Below are 16,241 nucleotides of genomic sequence, written 5' to 3'. Positions count from 1 at the left end.
TATTGGTGAAAGGGAGAGTATATCTTGTAGGAGCAGGTCCAGGGGATGCCCGGCTTATTACGCTCAAGGGTCTGGATTGCATTGCTAAGGGGGATGTCATCGTCTACGACCGGCTTGCGAACCCCAGTTTGTTGAAGAAGGCAAGGCCCGGTGCGGAGATGATTTACGTGGGAAAAAGAACCGATCGCCACACGATGAAGCAGGAGGATATCAATCAACTGCTGGTCGATCTAGCTCTTAGCGGCAAGACTGTGGTAAGACTGAAGGGCGGCGATCCGACGATCTTCGGCCGTGTGGGCGAGGAGGCCGGGCTGCTTCGTCAGCACGGGATCTCCTATGAGATCATCCCAGGCATCACGGCAGCTATATCGGTTCCCGCTTATGCGGGTATACCGGTAACCCATCGGGATATGGCCTCATCCGTGTCCATCATAACCGGACATGAAAGCCCCGATAAGCTGGATGAAGCTATTGATTGGGAGCGCGTGACCAATGCGACAGGCACCCTGGTGTTTATGATGGGGGTAGCCAAGATTGGTTATATCAGCGGCCAGCTCATGACCTACGGAAAGAGTCCGGAGACGCCGGTCGCCTTGATTCGTTGGGGAACACGAGCTGAACAGGAGACGCTTGTCGGTACACTTTCCGATATCGAGCAAAAAGTGCTGGAGGCCGATTTCAAGCCGCCGGCCGTTATTGTGGTGGGCGAGGTGGTTCAGCAGCGCGAGCTTCTGAAATGGGCTGAGGCGATGCCGCTCTTCGGCAGCCGCATTCTCGTGACTCGTTCCAGATCGCAAGCGAGCGGTCTGGTTCATCAAATTGAGGAGCTCGGCGGCGAGGCCTATGAGTATCCGGTGATTGACTTTGCTTGGCCTCAAGGGGAGGCTTTACAGCGTACGCAAGAAGTGCTGGGACAACTGGATACGTTTGACTGGACGATTTTCACAAGTGTAAATGGGGTTGAATTCTTCTTCCGTCACCTGCTGGAGACGGGGCGCGATATACGCTCCATGCATAAAGCAAGGATTATTGCAGTCGGTCCCGCCACGAAAGAAGCTTTGCGCCAGCATGGGTTGACCTCAGAGGAGCTTCCGGGAACTTTCCAGGCTGAAGGATTGCTGGAGACATTCGGACCTGTCCTTAAACCGGGTCAGAAGGTGCTGCTTCCTCGCGGAGATTTGGCCCGCTCCTGGCTTCCGGGTGAACTGAAGAAGCTCGGACTCGAAGTGGTCGAAGCGGTGATGTACGAGACAGTTCCCGCCGGGGAGGACGATGACGAATTACTGCGGCTGCTGGGAAAGGGCGGCATACATGCTGTCACCTTCACGAGCTCCTCTACGGTTACTTTTTTCATGAAGGCTCTAAGAAATATGGGGATAGAGAATCCCGTTCAAGCATTGGATAAGGTTACGATCGCTTGCATCGGTCCGGTAACGGCTGAGACGGCAAAGACAGCCGGCTTGCATGTCGATCTGATGGCGGAAGAGGCTACGATTAACAGTCTCGTGCAGAAGCTTGTTGAATGGAAGGCGCTTCAAGGCTCGCAGCAATGATGACATAATTCGATTTATTAGTTATATAGGAGGGTAATCCATGAGTTTTCCAATCGTAAGACATCGCCGGCTTCGGCAATCGGCAGGTATTCGTGGAATGGTGCGTGAGACCGTATTAGATGTAAATGATTTCGTTCAGCCGATTTTTGTGGCGCATGGCAGCGGGATCAAAAGAGAAATCAACTCGATGCCAGGGGTATATCACTTTTCTCTGGATACGCTGGAAGAAGAAGTGAAGGACATCGTTGATCTGGGCATTCCGGCCGTCCTGTTGTTCGGAATTCCGGAGAGCAAGGACAGCGTAGGCTCTTCCGCTTATGACGAGAACGGAATTGTTCAACAAGCTACCCGAAAAATCAAGGAGCTCTATCCCGATCTTCTGGTTGTAGCGGATACATGTCTATGCGAGTTTACAGATCACGGCCATTGCGGAATGGTTCATACCTTTGAGCGGGATGGCCATGTATGCGGGGATGTTTTGAATGATGAGTCCCTGGAGCTGCTGGTTCGTACAGCGGTATCTCAAGCTCAAGCTGGAGCGGATATTATTGCTCCTTCCAATATGATGGACGGTTTTGTACACGCGATCCGTACCGGATTGGACGAAGCAGGCTTCAGCCATATTCCAATTATGTCCTATTCGGTAAAATATGCCTCTGCTTTCTATGGTCCTTTCCGGGAAGCAGCCGATTCGGCGCCGCAATTCGGTGACCGCAAGACGTATCAGATGGATCCTGCCAACGTGCGTGAGGCGCTGCGTGAAGCGGAATCGGATGTATTGGAAGGCGCAGATATGCTGATGGTGAAGCCTGCTATGGCTTTCCTGGATATTGTCCGCCTGCTTAGAGACCAATTCGACCTGCCAATCGTAGCTTACAATGTGAGCGGCGAGTATTCCATGGTCAAGGCGGCTGCCCAGCAAGGCTGGATCTCTGAACGGGCCATCGTGACGGAGATATTGTTAGGGATGAAGCGCGCGGGAGCCGATATTATCATTACTTATTTTGCGAAGGATGCGGCGCGCTGGTTACGGGAAGGAAAATAAGGGGAACAGGAGCTGAGCTTATGAGCGGAAATTTAGGACGGCATCGTGATGAGCATTCACGTCAGGCATTTGAGCAGGCAAAAAAGGTTTTGCCCGGTGGAGTCAACAGCCCGGTGCGGGCATTTAAGTCGGTGGGACTGACCCCGATCTATCTGGATCATGGTGCAGGCTCCAGAGTATTTGATATTGACGGTAACCAATATATTGATTATGTAGGCTCATGGGGTCCTTTAATTATGGGACATGCCCATCCTGAGGTCGTCTCGGCCTTGCAGGAAACAGCGTCCAAAGGCACTAGCTTCGGTGCGCCAACCCTGCTGGAGACGAAAATGGCCGAATTGGTGGCCGAGCGGGTACCGTCTATTGATATTGTACGGATGGTGAACTCCGGGACAGAAGCAACGATGAGTGCGATCCGGCTGGCTCGAGGTTACACGGGACGAAGCAAAATTATGAAATTTGAAGGCTCCTATCACGGTCATGCGGACAGTCTATTGATCAAGGCGGGTTCAGGCGTCGCGACGCTGGGCCTTCCGGATAGTCCCGGCGTTCCTGAGGGCGTTGCGGCTAATACGATTGCCGTTCCTTATAATGATCTTGCTTCGGTACAGCTTGCCTTTGAGCGATTTGGTGATGAAATTGCCGGAGTTATCGTGGAGCCTGTCGCAGGCAACATGGGCGTGGTACCTCCGCTCCCAGGCTTCTTGGAAGGGCTTCGTGAGATTACAACCCGTTATGGAAGCCTTCTGATCTTTGACGAGGTGATGACCGGGTTCAGGGTACATATTCATTGTGCTCAAGGGCGTTATGGAGTTACTCCTGATTTGACCTGTCTGGGAAAAGTAATCGGGGGCGGACTACCTGTAGGAGCGTATGGCGGCAAACGGGAAATTATGGAGCAAATTGCACCGACAGGGCCGATCTATCAAGCGGGAACGCTTAGCGGCAACCCGCTTGCGATGACTGCCGGATATACGACCTTATCCTTGCTCACGCCGGAGATCTATGATCGGCTAGAGCGTTTGTCGGCAAGATTGGAAGAGGGCTTCACGGAGAATGCGAGGGAAGCAGGCATTCCATGCCGAATTAATCGGGTAGGCTCGATGGTATGTCCATTCTTCACCTCGGACGAGGTTGTGAATTATGATACGGCCAAGAGCAGCGATCTGGAGCTGTTCCGCCGGTATTTTGCAGCGATGATCACAGAAGGAATTAATATTGCTCCTTCTCAATTTGAAGGGATGTTCGTATCCGGAGTCCATACCGAAGCGGATATTGAAGCCACGATTGAAGCGCATCGCCGTGCGCTTAGAACGCTGTGAGCCGTCTGCGCAAACCGGGGATCAGGCGGGGGGAATGGCTGGAGCTGATGCCTGGCAAGCTTCCTGCCCACGAAGAGGGGGGCCGCATGAGTGCAGCCCTTCTGTGGTTGGAAGAGGAGTATGGACTGAACCGGAAGTGGCTCGCTTCCTTAGAAGCTGCCGGTGGAATCAAGCTTGCGGGCGACCGGCTTCGTATACATGGCTTTCCTCCTAAGGTTTCTCAATATCCTCCTGCCCTTGAACCGGTGGAGGTTCTATATGAGGATGATTACTGCCTTGTGGTCCACAAGCCGCAGGGGATCAAGGTGCATTCGGACGGAGTAAGCCGGGAGCCGGCATTATCTAATCTCGTGTCCGGTCTTTATTCCGGCCGCGGAGAGTTGGTTGCTCCCGAGCATGTTCACCGCTTGGATGAACACACCTCAGGGCCGGTCCTGTATGCCAAGAATGAGCTGGCACGGCGGCAGCTTGAGACGGCTATGGAGGAAAAAAGAATCGGACGCATCTATGTTGCTCTGGTTGATGGAGTAGTCCCAGCTTCACTGCGGCTCATTGATGAGCCGATCGGACGAGATCGCCATCATGCTTCCAGGAGGAGAGTGTCTCCTACAGGAAAAAAGGCAGTCACCCGGGTTGAATTAGTGGAGACCCATCCCGCTTCAAGTCTCGTAAGACTTACGCTGGAGACGGGGAGAACCCATCAAATCCGGGTTCATATGAGCTATATGGGACATCCGCTGCTAGGCGATGCGTTATATGGCGGCAGCCTGCGATATCTGAAGCATCAGGCCTTGCATGGGGAGAGCTTGTCCTTTCCTCATCCGATGACGGGTGAACCGGTCGTTGTATCCGATCCTTGGCCGGCAGCCTGGGAGGGAATCCTCGCCAAGCTGAGATCGGCAGAATAAAAAGGAGTCATGCACTCTCTTTTTAAGCATATAGATAAAATCGAGCGATGATTTGGACCCGTGCACTTACCGGATACAAAATCATGTTTGGATATGCTGAAGGGAGGGAATTATTTTGGCCGATCAATCCTACGGTCTGAGGTTTGATATTTATGAACGCGTACACCTGGGAGAGAACGTTGCCGGCATTGAAGAGCTGGAGGAAATGGAGCTGGTTCCTAGAATCCAGGTTATTCCCGGAGAGGACTATGCTTCGCTGCGCGGGCATTTGCTCTTGTCGGGCGTATACAGCGGCGGAGAAGGCACCCATCAACTGGAGCATTGGATTCCGGTTGAAATTACGATACCGCTGAGCCGGGTTGGCAAGCTGGAGGACATTGCCGTCGAGATCGACAATTTCGATGTCGATCTGCTTAGCTCAAAAAGCTTAAACATAACCGGTGTTCTCTCATTGCACGGCGTAGAGTCTGCGTCACGGAATGACAGCAGTGATGAGTGGAAGGAACGCGAATTCACAGCTGCCTATGAGCCTGCTGCAGATGTTAAAGAGCAGGCGGTTCAGGAATCGTTGACCGAATGGGGCAGCGGATTTCAATCGGGAGAACTGGAGCGCAGCTATACGGAGCATTTCCGGAATTGGGAACAGGAGGCGCAGCAGACACAGCCAGGTCAGGACGAGCAGGCTTCCCCGTTATCATGGAATGACGAGGAATCGCCTCTGTTTAGCCGGGCTGATTTTGCGGACAAGAAGGCAGCCTCTGTTTCAAGCTGGAACGAGCAGGAGACGGATGAGGATGATGATCGGGAGATTGCGCAAGAGGTCGAGCTGGAATTTCATCCGTTGACGCCAGCTAGTGACCCCACCGGTGAAAGTCCCCAGGAGCATTTGGACAGGGAGAGAGAACTGCAGACGCAAGCTGCTTTGCCTGATAGCGAGCCGGAGAGCGAGCCTGTGATGGCTTATGTAGAACCTATTCAAGAGGAAGCTCCTGCCCCAATTCATGAGGCGCTTCCTAACGAGGAACTGGATTTGGAGCCCGAAATAGAAGAGAACACAGCCCCGGCACAAGAAGAGAAGAAGGAAATGAAAATTGCTCTTGGCAGCAAAAAACCGGAAAAATCTGCGAACGAAGGGCACTTCGGGCTGAGCAAGCTGCTGAAGGGGAAACGCCAGACGGCAGAGGAAATACCGAGTGAGCAGGCACAGGCTGAGCTGAACTCTTTGGCTGATGAAGGACTATCAGAGGAAGAAATAAGATGGAAAAACCTGTTCATCAGAAATGTTGAAGAACAGACGCCTTTCCGCAAAGTGAAGCTGGTCATCGTGCAGCGGGAGGAGACGCTGGACGAGATCGCAGACCGATATCAGCTTAGCTCCCGTGAATTGCAACTATACAACAGACTCTCGGAAAATCACCTTGCCGAAGGACAGGTGCTGTATATTCCGTAGGGTAATGGGTCGTGCCATAGCGCACGACCCTTTTGATGTTATGGACCCAATGATTCTGCGTGCTGGGGGCAACGTATGAAGTGTGCTTACGATCGCTGTTGCTCGCGGATTTCTCTTATTGTAATAAGTTCTGACAAGGAAGAAATCCACTTGCAAAGGCGACCACTCCGAGCGTATGCTCCCGATGCAGCTTTCTTTCAGAAAGCTTTTACTGCACCAACCTTCACACTTATACCCTTTTGCGCAGTCTCTTGAGTAGGGCATTATATGCTACGAATGCACTTTAGTAGCTAACTGCGCATCATTGCACCTTCAGCAGGGGTAGATGCATGGACAACCACCCACACAAGGACTATCCCCAGCAGATTCTGCAAAAAGCCGACGAAGTACGTATAAGCACATCTTGCATCAGTATCATGCAGATCTCACACTGCGCGAAACTCCCAGCATGCGGTGCTTCACAGCATGACGACGGTTGATCGCCCTCATGCAAATACGGATCACACGCATACAGTGAAAAAAGTTACTCTAAATTTAGGCGAAATGGTGGAAATACGGATATAGTGAAATTCTTTCGCTTAAAGTTGGCTATACCGCGGGTTTAACTAGATACTGGCGATCTAAGGTAAGTTTTTTCACTAAAAGTGGGTTCGAGCGTCAAATGAAGAATTTAAGGTATGAAATTTCACTGGAGCGTATCCTTTGATCCGTGACAGGAATGGGGCTGATTAGTATGGCGAGTGAAGTTCTGTGCAAGGCCCAAGCATCGTGAGGCCGGGGCGGAATTCCAGACGCGCAGTATCTTGCTTGCATGGCACAGACGGCAAGCAGAAAGCTTAATGCAGTGCAGTTATTGCTATGCAGCTTAGGCATAGCTTTGTGCAACTGCATATCAGTTAAACAGCAAGGCGAAGTAATCAGGGCATAAGTGTGAAGTGTTACAAGCTTTCTGTAAGAAAGCTACTTCGGAAGCATTAAGCGGAGCGTTCGCCTTTGTGAGCGGAATTCTCCCTTGCCAGAACTTAGTCCAATCATGGAAATCCGCGAACAACAGCGATCGTAAGCATACTTCACACGTTGCCCCTTTAACTCGTCCTCCAATGTTTTAACTATATTCCGCTGTTACGTGCTTTACTGCACAGCCCAAACGTCCGCTCGAAGCGGACAAAAGTCCATTTTTTCCAATCCAGGTTGACTACCGTATGTATTCAGGATATTATGATAAAGATAAATATTGGATAACATATAAGGCAATGACTTGGATTGGGAGGAGTAGGCAGTAAGCCCTTCAGAGAGCGGATGGATGTGCTGGGAATATCCGCAGGATGCTGCTGGCCGAAGTCGCCCGGGAGTCGCCCGTTTCACCCGCAGCATGAATGGCTGCGAATAGAATGGGCCGGATCGCACCCGTTACGTGTATGAGTGTTACGGATACGCTTCCTGTATTTCTATGATTGCCTGAGGGCATGAACAGGAATCTCTAGGGATGCGTTGCTGTAAAACAAAGGTGGTACCGCGAAAGCAAAGCCTTTCGTCCTTTGAGACGAAGGGCTTTTTTTGTTTTATTAATTTTGTTGACGGAGGCTTGGAAAACATGTCAGATCAAAATCATCAATCATCTCAATCGATGTCGGCCAACATGCCGACGACCTATGATCCGAAAGCCGCAGAACAGAAATGGTACCGGTACTGGATGGAGGGCGGTTTTTTCAAGGCGGGTCAACGGCCGGATGCAGAACCATATACAATCGTGATCCCTCCGCCGAATGTTACCGGTATACTTCATATGGGGCATGCGCTTGATTTTACCTTGCAGGATATTCTGATCCGCACCAAGCGGATGCAGGGCTATGACGCGCTTTGGCTCCCGGGTTCAGACCATGCGGGAATTGCCACGCAGACGAAGGTGGAGCAGAAGCTGCGCGAGCAGGGCGTGACTCGTTATGATCTGGGCCGTGAAGCATTCCTGGAGAAGGTGTGGGAATGGAAGGAGCTTTACGCAAATACGATCCATGAACAATGGGAGAAAATGGGTTTTTCATTGGACTACTCCCGCGAACGCTTTACTTTGGATGAAGGATTATCCGAAGCTGTACGGGAGGTGTTTGTTAAGCTGTATGAAAAGGGTCTGATCTACCGCGGAAAATACATCATTAACTGGGATCCGGCGGCGCGGACAGCCTTGTCGGATATTGAAGTTGAATATAAAGAAGTGAACGGTCACCTGTACCATTTACAGTATCCGCTAAAGGACGGCAGCGGCTCCATTACGGTAGCCACAACCCGGCCGGAGACCATGCTTGGGGATACCGCGGTTGCTGTTCATCCGAAGGATGAACGTTATCAAGACCTGATCGGTAAAATGCTGGTACTGCCTTTGACCGGACGCGAAATCCCGATTATCGCTGATGATTATGTCGAGAAGGAGTTCGGAAGCGGTGCGGTAAAGATTACGCCAGCTCATGATCCGAATGACTTTGAGGTTGGGTTGCGTCATAACCTGCCCCAAATCACTGTGATGGATGAAAGCGGAACGATGAACGAGGAAGCCGGCAAGTATCAAGGTCTGGACCGCAGCGAGTGCCGCAAGCAAATCGTCAAGGATTTGCAAGAGCAGGGCGTGCTGATTAAAATCGAGGATCATGTGCATCAAGTAGGCCATAGCGAGCGTACGGGAGCAGTAGTAGAACCCTATCTTTCGACACAGTGGTTTGTAAAAATGCAGCCGCTGGCGGAAACAGCTATCGATGCTCAAAAATCAGGCAAGGGTGTAAAATTCGTCCCAGACCGGTTTGAGAAAACCTATTTGCATTGGATTGAAAATGTTCGCGACTGGTGTATTTCCCGTCAATTGTGGTGGGGCCACCGGATTCCTGCCTGGTATTGCGATGCGACAGGTGAAATGGTCGTTGCGCGCAGTGAGGAAGAAGCTCGCGCTAAGCTGGGACGCGATGATCTGAGACAGGATGAGGATGTGCTCGACACCTGGTTCAGCTCTGCGCTCTGGCCGTTCTCAACGCTGGGCTGGCCAAATGAAAACGCCGAGGATTTCAAGCGTTATTTTCCAACAAATGTGCTCGTAACGGGGTATGATATTATTCCGTTCTGGGTATCGCGGATGATCTTTACTGGGCTTGAATTCACACAGCAGATTCCATTTAAGGATGCTCTAATTCACGGGTTAACCAGGGATAGTGAAGGACGCAAGATGTCCAAATCCCTCGGCAACGGCGTGGATCCGCTTGAAGTGATCGACAAATATGGCGCTGACGCGATGCGTTATATGGTTTCAACCAGCAGCACACCAGGACAGGACCTGCGCTTCCATTGGGAACGCGTGGAGCAAGCCCGCAACTTTGCGAACAAGATCTGGAATGCTTCCCGTTTTGCCTTGATGAACCTTGAAGGCGTGACTATAGAGGATATTGATATTACCGGTGATTTGACGACAGCGGATCGCTGGATTCTTCACCGTATGAATGAGACAGCACGGGAGATTACCCGTCTGATTGATGCATATGAGTTCGGAGAAACCGGACGTCAGTTATATAACTTCATCTGGGACGATCTGTGTGATTGGTATATTGAATTTGCTAAGCTCTCACTGTATGGTGAAGATGCGGCGGCAAAAAAGAAAACCCAGTCCGTACTTGCCTATGTACTGGATCGGACCCTTCGCATGATTCACCCGTTCATGCCGTTTATTTCCGAGGAAATATGGCAGCATTTGCCGCATTCTGGCGATACAATCACTTTGGCCGAATGGCCGAAGTATGATCCGGTCTTTGAAGCTCCACAGGCTGTAAAGGAAATGGGACTGCTTATGGACATCATTCGTGCTGTTCGGAATATTCGGGCTGAAGTGAACGTGCCGATGAGCAAAAAGATCGATCTGCTGGTTAAGCCTGTTTCGGCAGAAGAACTACGTATCGTGGAGAATAACGCACACTACATCCGCCGCTTCTGTAATACGTCCGAATTTGGAGCTTCTCTGGATACGGCGGTTCCGGATAAAGCCATGACCGCTGTGGTGTCCGGTGCTGAATTGTATCTGCCGCTGGCGGGACTGATCGATATCAGCCAGGAAATTGCCCGTTTGGAAAAGGAAGCGGAACATCTAAACAAGGAAGTTGAACGGGTAGAGAAGAAGCTTGCCAATGAAGGATTTGTCTCCAAAGCGCCTGCTAAGGTAATCGAAGAGGAACGTGCCAAAATGGCGGATTATTCTTCAAAGCGTGATATCGTTCTTGCCCGGATCCATGAGCTGAAGGGGTAACAGGTGACAGATATGGAGGCAAGCAATCAGGAAATCGAAGCAGCGCTGCATAGCTATAGTGAGGCTGTTGACTGGATTAACGGACTGATCCCCTTCGGGATCCGTCCGGGCCTGGAACGAATTGAGCTGTTGATGGAACGGCTGGGCAATCCTCATCGCAGACTCAAATTCATTCATGTGGCCGGGACGAATGGCAAGGGTTCTACCTGTGCCTTTTTAACGAAAGTTTTGCTGGAGTGCGGATACCATACAGGGACATTCACTTCCCCCTATATTACCAAGTTCACAAACCGGTTTCAGTATGATGGAATGGATATTCCGGAAGAGACGCTTCTGGCTCTATCCAACCGTCTGCTGCCTCTCGTAAAGGAAATTGCGGAGAGTGAGCTGGGGTCCCCAACGATGTTTGAGGTCAGTACAGCCATAGCTATCCTTTATTTTGCCGAGGTGTGCTATCCGGATGTGGTGGTATGGGAGACAGGACTTGGGGGAAGGATGGATGTTACTAATATCGTAACCCCGATTGTCTCCATCATCACCAATATCGGGTTTGACCATACCGATGTGCTGGGAGATACGATCGAACTGATAGCCCGTGAAAAGGCGGGAATCATTAAGCCTGGGGTTCCCGTAGTCAGTTGCGTGGATCAGCCGGAGGCGATTTCTGTCATTAAAGAGCAGGCAGAGAACTGCCGAAGCTCACTTTATTTGCTGGGCGAGCATTTTCAGTTCGAACGGATATCTGTTCACCAGACGGAGCAGCAGATAAAGTTCCAAGGACCGTTTCGGGAGCTGGAATTGAGTCTCACGATGGCAGGAGAACATCAATGCCGGAATGCGGCCGGGGCCATGATGGCGCTTGAGGTGCTTCGCCAATATCTGGCGTTTGTGCTGGAGGATGATTCATTGGAGCGTGGATTCAGGCTTACCAGCTGGGCTGGAAGGCTGGAGATGGTGTCTTCCGAGCCTCGAATCGTGCTTGATGGGGCTCATAATCCGGAAGGAGCAGCCAGCCTGGCCAAGGCGCTTGTTGATTCTTATTCGTACAGAAAGCTGAATTTGATGATGGGGATGCTGTCCAACAAGCATCATCGTAGTTACTTGCAGCATATATTACCCATAGTGGATACACTTATACTGACCGAGCCCGATTTCAGACGCAAGCTGGATACCGATTCCCTGTTAAGTCTTGTAGAAGAATTGAAGGCTCTGTATGCCAAGCCGGGTTTGGAAATCATCGTGGAACGTGACTGGAAAGAGGCGCTCGTCCTGCTCGAGTCGCGAACGGAACCGGAGGATCTTGGGGTAGTCACCGGCACGCTATATATGATTTCTGATGTGCGGGCAACCCTTCTGCATCAAACCGATTCTGAAAAAGGCTGGTGACTTGTAAATTGGTAAATTTGACTGAACAACATGTGCATTTTATTGGTATCGGCGGCTATGGGATGAGCGCCATTGCCCGTGTGATGCTGGAGATGGGGTATACGGTTACCGGCTCCGATGTGGCATCCCAGGAATTAACTGAGAAGCTTGCGGCAAAGGGGGCAAAAATCTATATTGGCCATACGGCGGAGCAAGTGCACGGGGCTGATCTGGTGGTGTATTCAACGGCGCTGCCCAAGGACAATGTAGAACGGGTCGAGGCGGAAGAGCAAGGGATTCCGATTCTTCATCGCTCGCAAATGCTCGCCCGGCTGCTTAATGAACGTCTTGGTGTGGCTGTCGCCGGAGCCCACGGAAAGACAACGACTTCTTCGATGATCGCGCTGGTGATGGAACAGTGCAATACCGACCCAACCTATATTATCGGCGGGGAAATTATGGATATCGGTACGAACGCGAAGGCTGGAAAAGGTAACTATGTGGTAGCTGAAGCGGACGAAAGTGACGGCTCCTTCCTGCAATATCATCCTTACCTGGGGGTCGTTACGAATATCGAGGCCGATCACCTTGAAAATTATAATGGAGATTTCGGTAAACTGAAGGAAGCTTATGTCCAGTTTCTGAATCAGATCAAGCCCGAAGGCAAAGCCGTGGTGTGCGGTGATGACGGAATCATTAATGAGCTTCGCCCGCAGCTTGCCTGCCAGGTCATTACGTACGGCATTGATGAACCGTGCGATTACTCAGCCGAGGAGATCAGGCTGGGCGACAGACAGGTCTCTTTCAGCATGAAGCATGGCGCTGAGACCCTGGGCACAGTAGAATTGTCAGTGCCGGGCAGACATAACGTTCAAAATGCGATGGCAACCATCATTGTATGCCTGGAAGCAGGGATTCCATTTGCGGACATTGCCCGTGGAATCAAGGGTTTTCATGGTGCTAAGCGCAGATTCCAGGTGCTGGGTGAAAAGAATGATATCCTTGTTATTGATGATTATGCGCATCATCCGACGGAGATTCAGGCAACGATTGCCGCAGCCAAGGCTACAGGCAAGCGAATTATTGCCGTATTCCAGCCGCAGCGCTATACACGAACCTTCTTCTTGCTTGACGCTTTCAGCAAAGCGTTTGGTGAAGCGGATGAAGTGATCATTACGGATATTTACTCTCCGGCTGGCGAGAAGCAGATTGAAGGAATCCATTCTTCCAAGCTCGTTGATTTGATCAAGGAGAACAGCAACCCGGCTGCGAGATATTTGCCATCCAAGCAGGACGTGCTTGCTGATTTGCAGAATCGTCTTCAACCGGGGGATCTGGTGCTGACGATGGGAGCAGGAGACATCTGGAAAGTAGGCAAGGAACTAGGACATCGGCTTAGTTAATCGGATACAAGCGTTTAATCTCAAGAATACGGAAAAACACCTCGTTTCCAAAGTCATTTGGAAATGAGGTGTTTTAATTTATTGTTATTCAGCAACTCAAGACTATCCTGTAAATTGGAATCTGACGACTTCTTATATGCTCATAATGCGGTATATAAGAAGAGCCTTATGCATCATCCGGCAAGATGTTCCTTCTTAGGCTTACATATGAAGCTGCGATGTAGATAGCAAAAACTGCAAAGAATATGGCTAGCGTTGCGCCGACAATCATAAAAATCTGAGCGATATCCTGAAACACCCCAGGATCAAAAGCCAAGCAAAGAAAAAAGATGAAGATACTGCTGATTACCGCAGCGGGAATTATGGGCAGTATGTAATATACTGCAAATTGCCTGCGAAGTGCGCTGCTCAAATATTTTCTTTCAGCACCCAGCATATGAAGGACAGCATATTGGTTCTGATAGCCTTTCATTTCGCTGAGGATCTGGATTGCCAGAACGGTCGCTGAGACGATCAACAGCACCAGCGCCACATAAAACAGCGGAAAGATGATGACCGCGTATAACGATGCGTTCTGCTCCTTTACAACTTCTTTGGAGTAAATCATATCATAACCGGCATCGCGGTCGGTTTCATGCCGGTGCATGCGTATCATGTCCAGAGCCTCATATTCCGTCATGGTGACAGGCTCATCGGTCATAGCTGCATAGGCACTGTGAGAAACAGGCAGAGCTTCTGCAATTTCATCAGGCACAACAAGAATAAATCCGCTGCCGTTTCCATTCCAGTGCTGCTGGGTAAAGGTCTCGTAATATACCGCGCGCTTGAGCAGCGTTCTGTCCCCGATCCGCACAGCTTCGTTATATTGTGCTAATGGCTTTGCAAGATAATCCAGACACTGGATGATATATTCTCCCTCCGGCAACGTAACTTTGTGATATCCAAGCATATCCCTGAGTCTGGTGTAGTCTGAAAACGCCATTACGGTATCGTAATCATAAGCACGGAAGTTATCCCGGTAGGGATCGACATACCGTGTTACAGAGTCGCTATCCTGCTTATAAATATTATATTGCCATTGGCTTGTTACATTAAGGTTCTCATCGATATATATTTTGTATTCGGAAAAATCAGCTTTTTCTTCTGAGCCTATATAGATACTATGAGAGGTTTCAAGTTCCGCATTTCGCATAAAAAGATGGTTGAAGGACAAGCCTGTTCCCACTGCAATCAGCGTTGCGGTTAGCAAGATAGATATAACCGATAGCGTAATTCCCATGCTGCCAACCTTGGAGGCAAGAGAGCGAAAGACGTAAAGGGTATTACCGGAGTACTTCTTTCGTTCATGCTTTTTAAAATAGGCGGATATTCCGGAAGAAAAGCTGATGTAGAAGGTAAACAGGAAAAAGATGATGGCGAAGGCACCGATCAGGCTGAATGTTGCATCATAGGTGATCAGCAGGCCGATTCCGACAATTCCGCTAATCACTGAAGCGACGAAGAGCCTCCTACGTTTTTTGCCGTCGGTGGCAAGCTCTTTCTCGTTATATTGATCCATATAAATCAGTTCGCTAATTTTAGATTTCCTGATTTTTCTTCGATTCAAAAAAAGCGCCACTATGAAGATCAACGCGAAATAAGCAAAGGTGAGCAGCGTTGCGGGCAAGGAAAACTCATAGCTGAAGTGGTACTGTATCTCATATAAACGCAGCAGCATCGCCCGAAGCCCCTGATACAGGAGATTCCCGGTGAGCAAACCAATTAGCAGAGCCACCGCCCCGATGATTAGGTTTTCCAGAAAAAACAGGTTGACGATTCTTTTTCGCTCGATGCCAAGCAACAGGTAAGTGCCGAATTCCCGGCTGCGGCGTTTCATCATAAAACGCATGGTGTAAAAGACAAGCCAGCCGATGATGCACACAACCACAAAGCTCGCGATGCCAATCATCAGTGTCAAGGTATCTAAAAGTTTGGAGAGGCTTCTGATTTCTTGTGAGAAAACAAGGGAGTTAAAGGAAAAGATAAGTGTTGCGGCGATGACAATGGTAATAAAATAAATGAGATAGTCCTTCATCTGCCGGGTAGCATTGCGCAGAGAGAGTTTAGAGAGCATCGCCTGTGTTACCTCCCAGAACGGAGAGAACATCCAGAATTTCGTGATAAAATTCCCTACGCGGTTTATCGTCCCGATACAACTCATTAAAAAGCCGCCCGTCCTTTAAAAAAAGAATGCGACGTGCATAGCTGGCGCTGAACGCGTCATGGGTCACCATCAGAATGGTGGCACCGTTTTCCCGGTTAATGTTCCCCATCAGCTCCAGCAGGTTTTTTGATGATTTTGAGTCCAGCGCTCCCGTGGGTTCGTCGGCCAGAATCAGGCTTTGACCGAACACCATGGCGCGGGCGCAAGCACAGCGCTGCTTCTGGCCTCCCGAAACCTGATATGGGAATTTGGAGAGGATATCATCTATTCCAAGCTGCTTTGCAACGCTTGCAACCTTTTCTTTCACCTGCTCGGGCGGATATTCGTTTATCGTCAGAGTGATGGCGATATTTTCTTCAATTGTCAAAGTATCCAGCAGATTGAAGTCCTGAAAGACAAAGCCAAGCTTTTCCCGGCGGAATCTCGCCAGTTTTTCTTCCGGGATTTGGGAGATGTTCTTATTGTCCAGGTACACATTTCCCGCGCTTACTGAATCAATAGTGGAGATGCAGTTAAGCAGTGTGGTCTTTCCTGAACCAGACGCTCCCATGATAGCGATGAATTCGCCGTCCTCTACGTCAAAGCTGATCCGGTCCAACGCTTTTGTTACGTTATTTCTACTGCCGTAATATTTTTCGATCTGTGAAACCTTCAGCATAATTCACTCACTCCTTCCTCCATTATAATAATGAAGAAGAAGTTTTTGGTGTAGCGAT

At 50.1% G+C, this 16,241-nt stretch carries 10 protein-coding genes and 1 other annotated feature; of the genes, 8 read left to right on the top strand and 2 right to left on the bottom strand.

What is annotated here, in order from left to right; genetic code table 11:
* Positions 1-5: 5 nt before the first annotated feature.
* The 8 genes from cobA to murC all read left to right on the top strand — a co-directional run bounded on the left by cobA (position 6) and on the right by murC (position 13,322).
* Positions 6-1,553, top strand: a complete 1,548-nt coding sequence (gene cobA, locus TX85_RS20555; protein ID WP_044482135.1) for a uroporphyrinogen-III C-methyltransferase — start codon at positions 6-8, stop codon at positions 1,551-1,553.
* A 40-nt stretch (positions 1,554-1,593) separates the two neighbouring features.
* A complete protein-coding gene (gene hemB, locus TX85_RS20550; RefSeq protein WP_044481755.1) occupies positions 1,594-2,598 on the top strand; it encodes a porphobilinogen synthase in 1,005 nt (334 codons plus the stop codon).
* Positions 2,599-2,618: 20 nt separating this feature from the next.
* Positions 2,619-3,920, top strand: coding sequence for a glutamate-1-semialdehyde 2,1-aminomutase (gene hemL, locus TX85_RS20545; protein WP_044481754.1), 1,302 nt, complete (start codon positions 2,619-2,621; stop codon positions 3,918-3,920).
* The gene (locus tag TX85_RS20540) at positions 3,917-4,828 is read left to right on the top strand and encodes an RluA family pseudouridine synthase (protein WP_316244901.1); all 912 of its coding nucleotides are present in this window, start codon (positions 3,917-3,919) and stop codon (positions 4,826-4,828) included. The genes hemL and TX85_RS20540 overlap by 4 nt, the downstream gene beginning before the upstream one ends.
* Before the next feature lie 115 nt (positions 4,829-4,943).
* Positions 4,944-6,278 carry a LysM peptidoglycan-binding domain-containing protein gene (locus TX85_RS20535; RefSeq protein WP_044481753.1) on the top strand — a complete coding sequence of 445 codons (1,335 nt, stop codon included), beginning with the start codon at positions 4,944-4,946 and terminating at the stop codon, positions 6,276-6,278.
* A 1,250-nt stretch (positions 6,279-7,528) separates the two neighbouring features.
* Positions 7,529-7,820: a binding site (T-box leader), on the top strand.
* A gap of 52 nt (positions 7,821-7,872) precedes the next feature.
* Positions 7,873-10,554 carry a valine--tRNA ligase gene (locus TX85_RS20530; RefSeq protein ID WP_044481752.1) on the top strand — a complete coding sequence of 894 codons (2,682 nt, stop codon included), beginning with the start codon at positions 7,873-7,875 and terminating at the stop codon, positions 10,552-10,554.
* A 12-nt stretch (positions 10,555-10,566) separates the two neighbouring features.
* Positions 10,567-11,940, top strand: a complete 1,374-nt coding sequence (locus TX85_RS20525) for a bifunctional folylpolyglutamate synthase/dihydrofolate synthase (RefSeq protein WP_044482132.1) — start codon at positions 10,567-10,569, stop codon at positions 11,938-11,940.
* Positions 11,941-11,948: 8 nt separating this feature from the next.
* Positions 11,949-13,322: a UDP-N-acetylmuramate--L-alanine ligase gene (murC, locus tag TX85_RS20520; protein ID WP_071784234.1), complete on the top strand. Its 1,374-nt coding sequence runs from the start codon at positions 11,949-11,951 to the stop codon at positions 13,320-13,322.
* Between the two features lie 166 nt (positions 13,323-13,488).
* Here murC and TX85_RS20515 read toward each other — a convergent pair whose 3' ends face one another.
* Positions 13,489-15,435: an ABC transporter permease gene (locus TX85_RS20515; protein ID WP_044481751.1), complete on the bottom strand. Its 1,947-nt coding sequence runs from the start codon at positions 15,433-15,435 to the stop codon at positions 13,489-13,491.
* Complete coding sequence (locus TX85_RS20510; protein WP_044481750.1) at positions 15,425-16,183, bottom strand: ABC transporter ATP-binding protein; 759 nt, start codon at positions 16,181-16,183, stop codon at positions 15,425-15,427. The genes TX85_RS20515 and TX85_RS20510 overlap by 11 nt, the downstream gene beginning before the upstream one ends.
* Positions 16,184-16,241: the final 58 nt, after the last annotated feature.

The organism is Paenibacillus antibioticophila, from assembly GCF_000455265.1.
Taxonomy (GTDB): domain Bacteria; phylum Bacillota; class Bacilli; order Paenibacillales; family Paenibacillaceae; genus Fontibacillus; species Fontibacillus antibioticophila.
The sequence above is the reverse complement of the archived record's forward strand: the minus strand, read 5'-3'. Positions and strand labels throughout refer to the sequence as shown.

Bases quoted from the DNA above. Each gene is read 5' to 3' on its own strand.
- hemB (WP_044481755.1), top strand. From the start codon at position 1,594: ATGAGTTTTCCAATCGTAAGACATCGCCGGCTTCGGCAATCGGCAGGT.
- hemL (WP_044481754.1), top strand. From the start codon at position 2,619: ATGAGCGGAAATTTAGGACGGCATCGTGATGAGCATTCACGTCAGGCA.
- TX85_RS20530 (WP_044481752.1), top strand. From the start codon at position 7,873: ATGTCAGATCAAAATCATCAATCATCTCAATCGATGTCGGCCAACATG.
- TX85_RS20525 (WP_044482132.1), top strand. From the start codon at position 10,567: ATGGAGGCAAGCAATCAGGAAATCGAAGCAGCGCTGCATAGCTATAGT.
- TX85_RS20515 (WP_044481751.1), bottom strand. From the start codon at position 15,435: ATGCTCTCTAAACTCTCTCTGCGCAATGCTACCCGGCAGATGAAGGAC.
- TX85_RS20510 (WP_044481750.1), bottom strand. From the start codon at position 16,183: ATGCTGAAGGTTTCACAGATCGAAAAATATTACGGCAGTAGAAATAAC.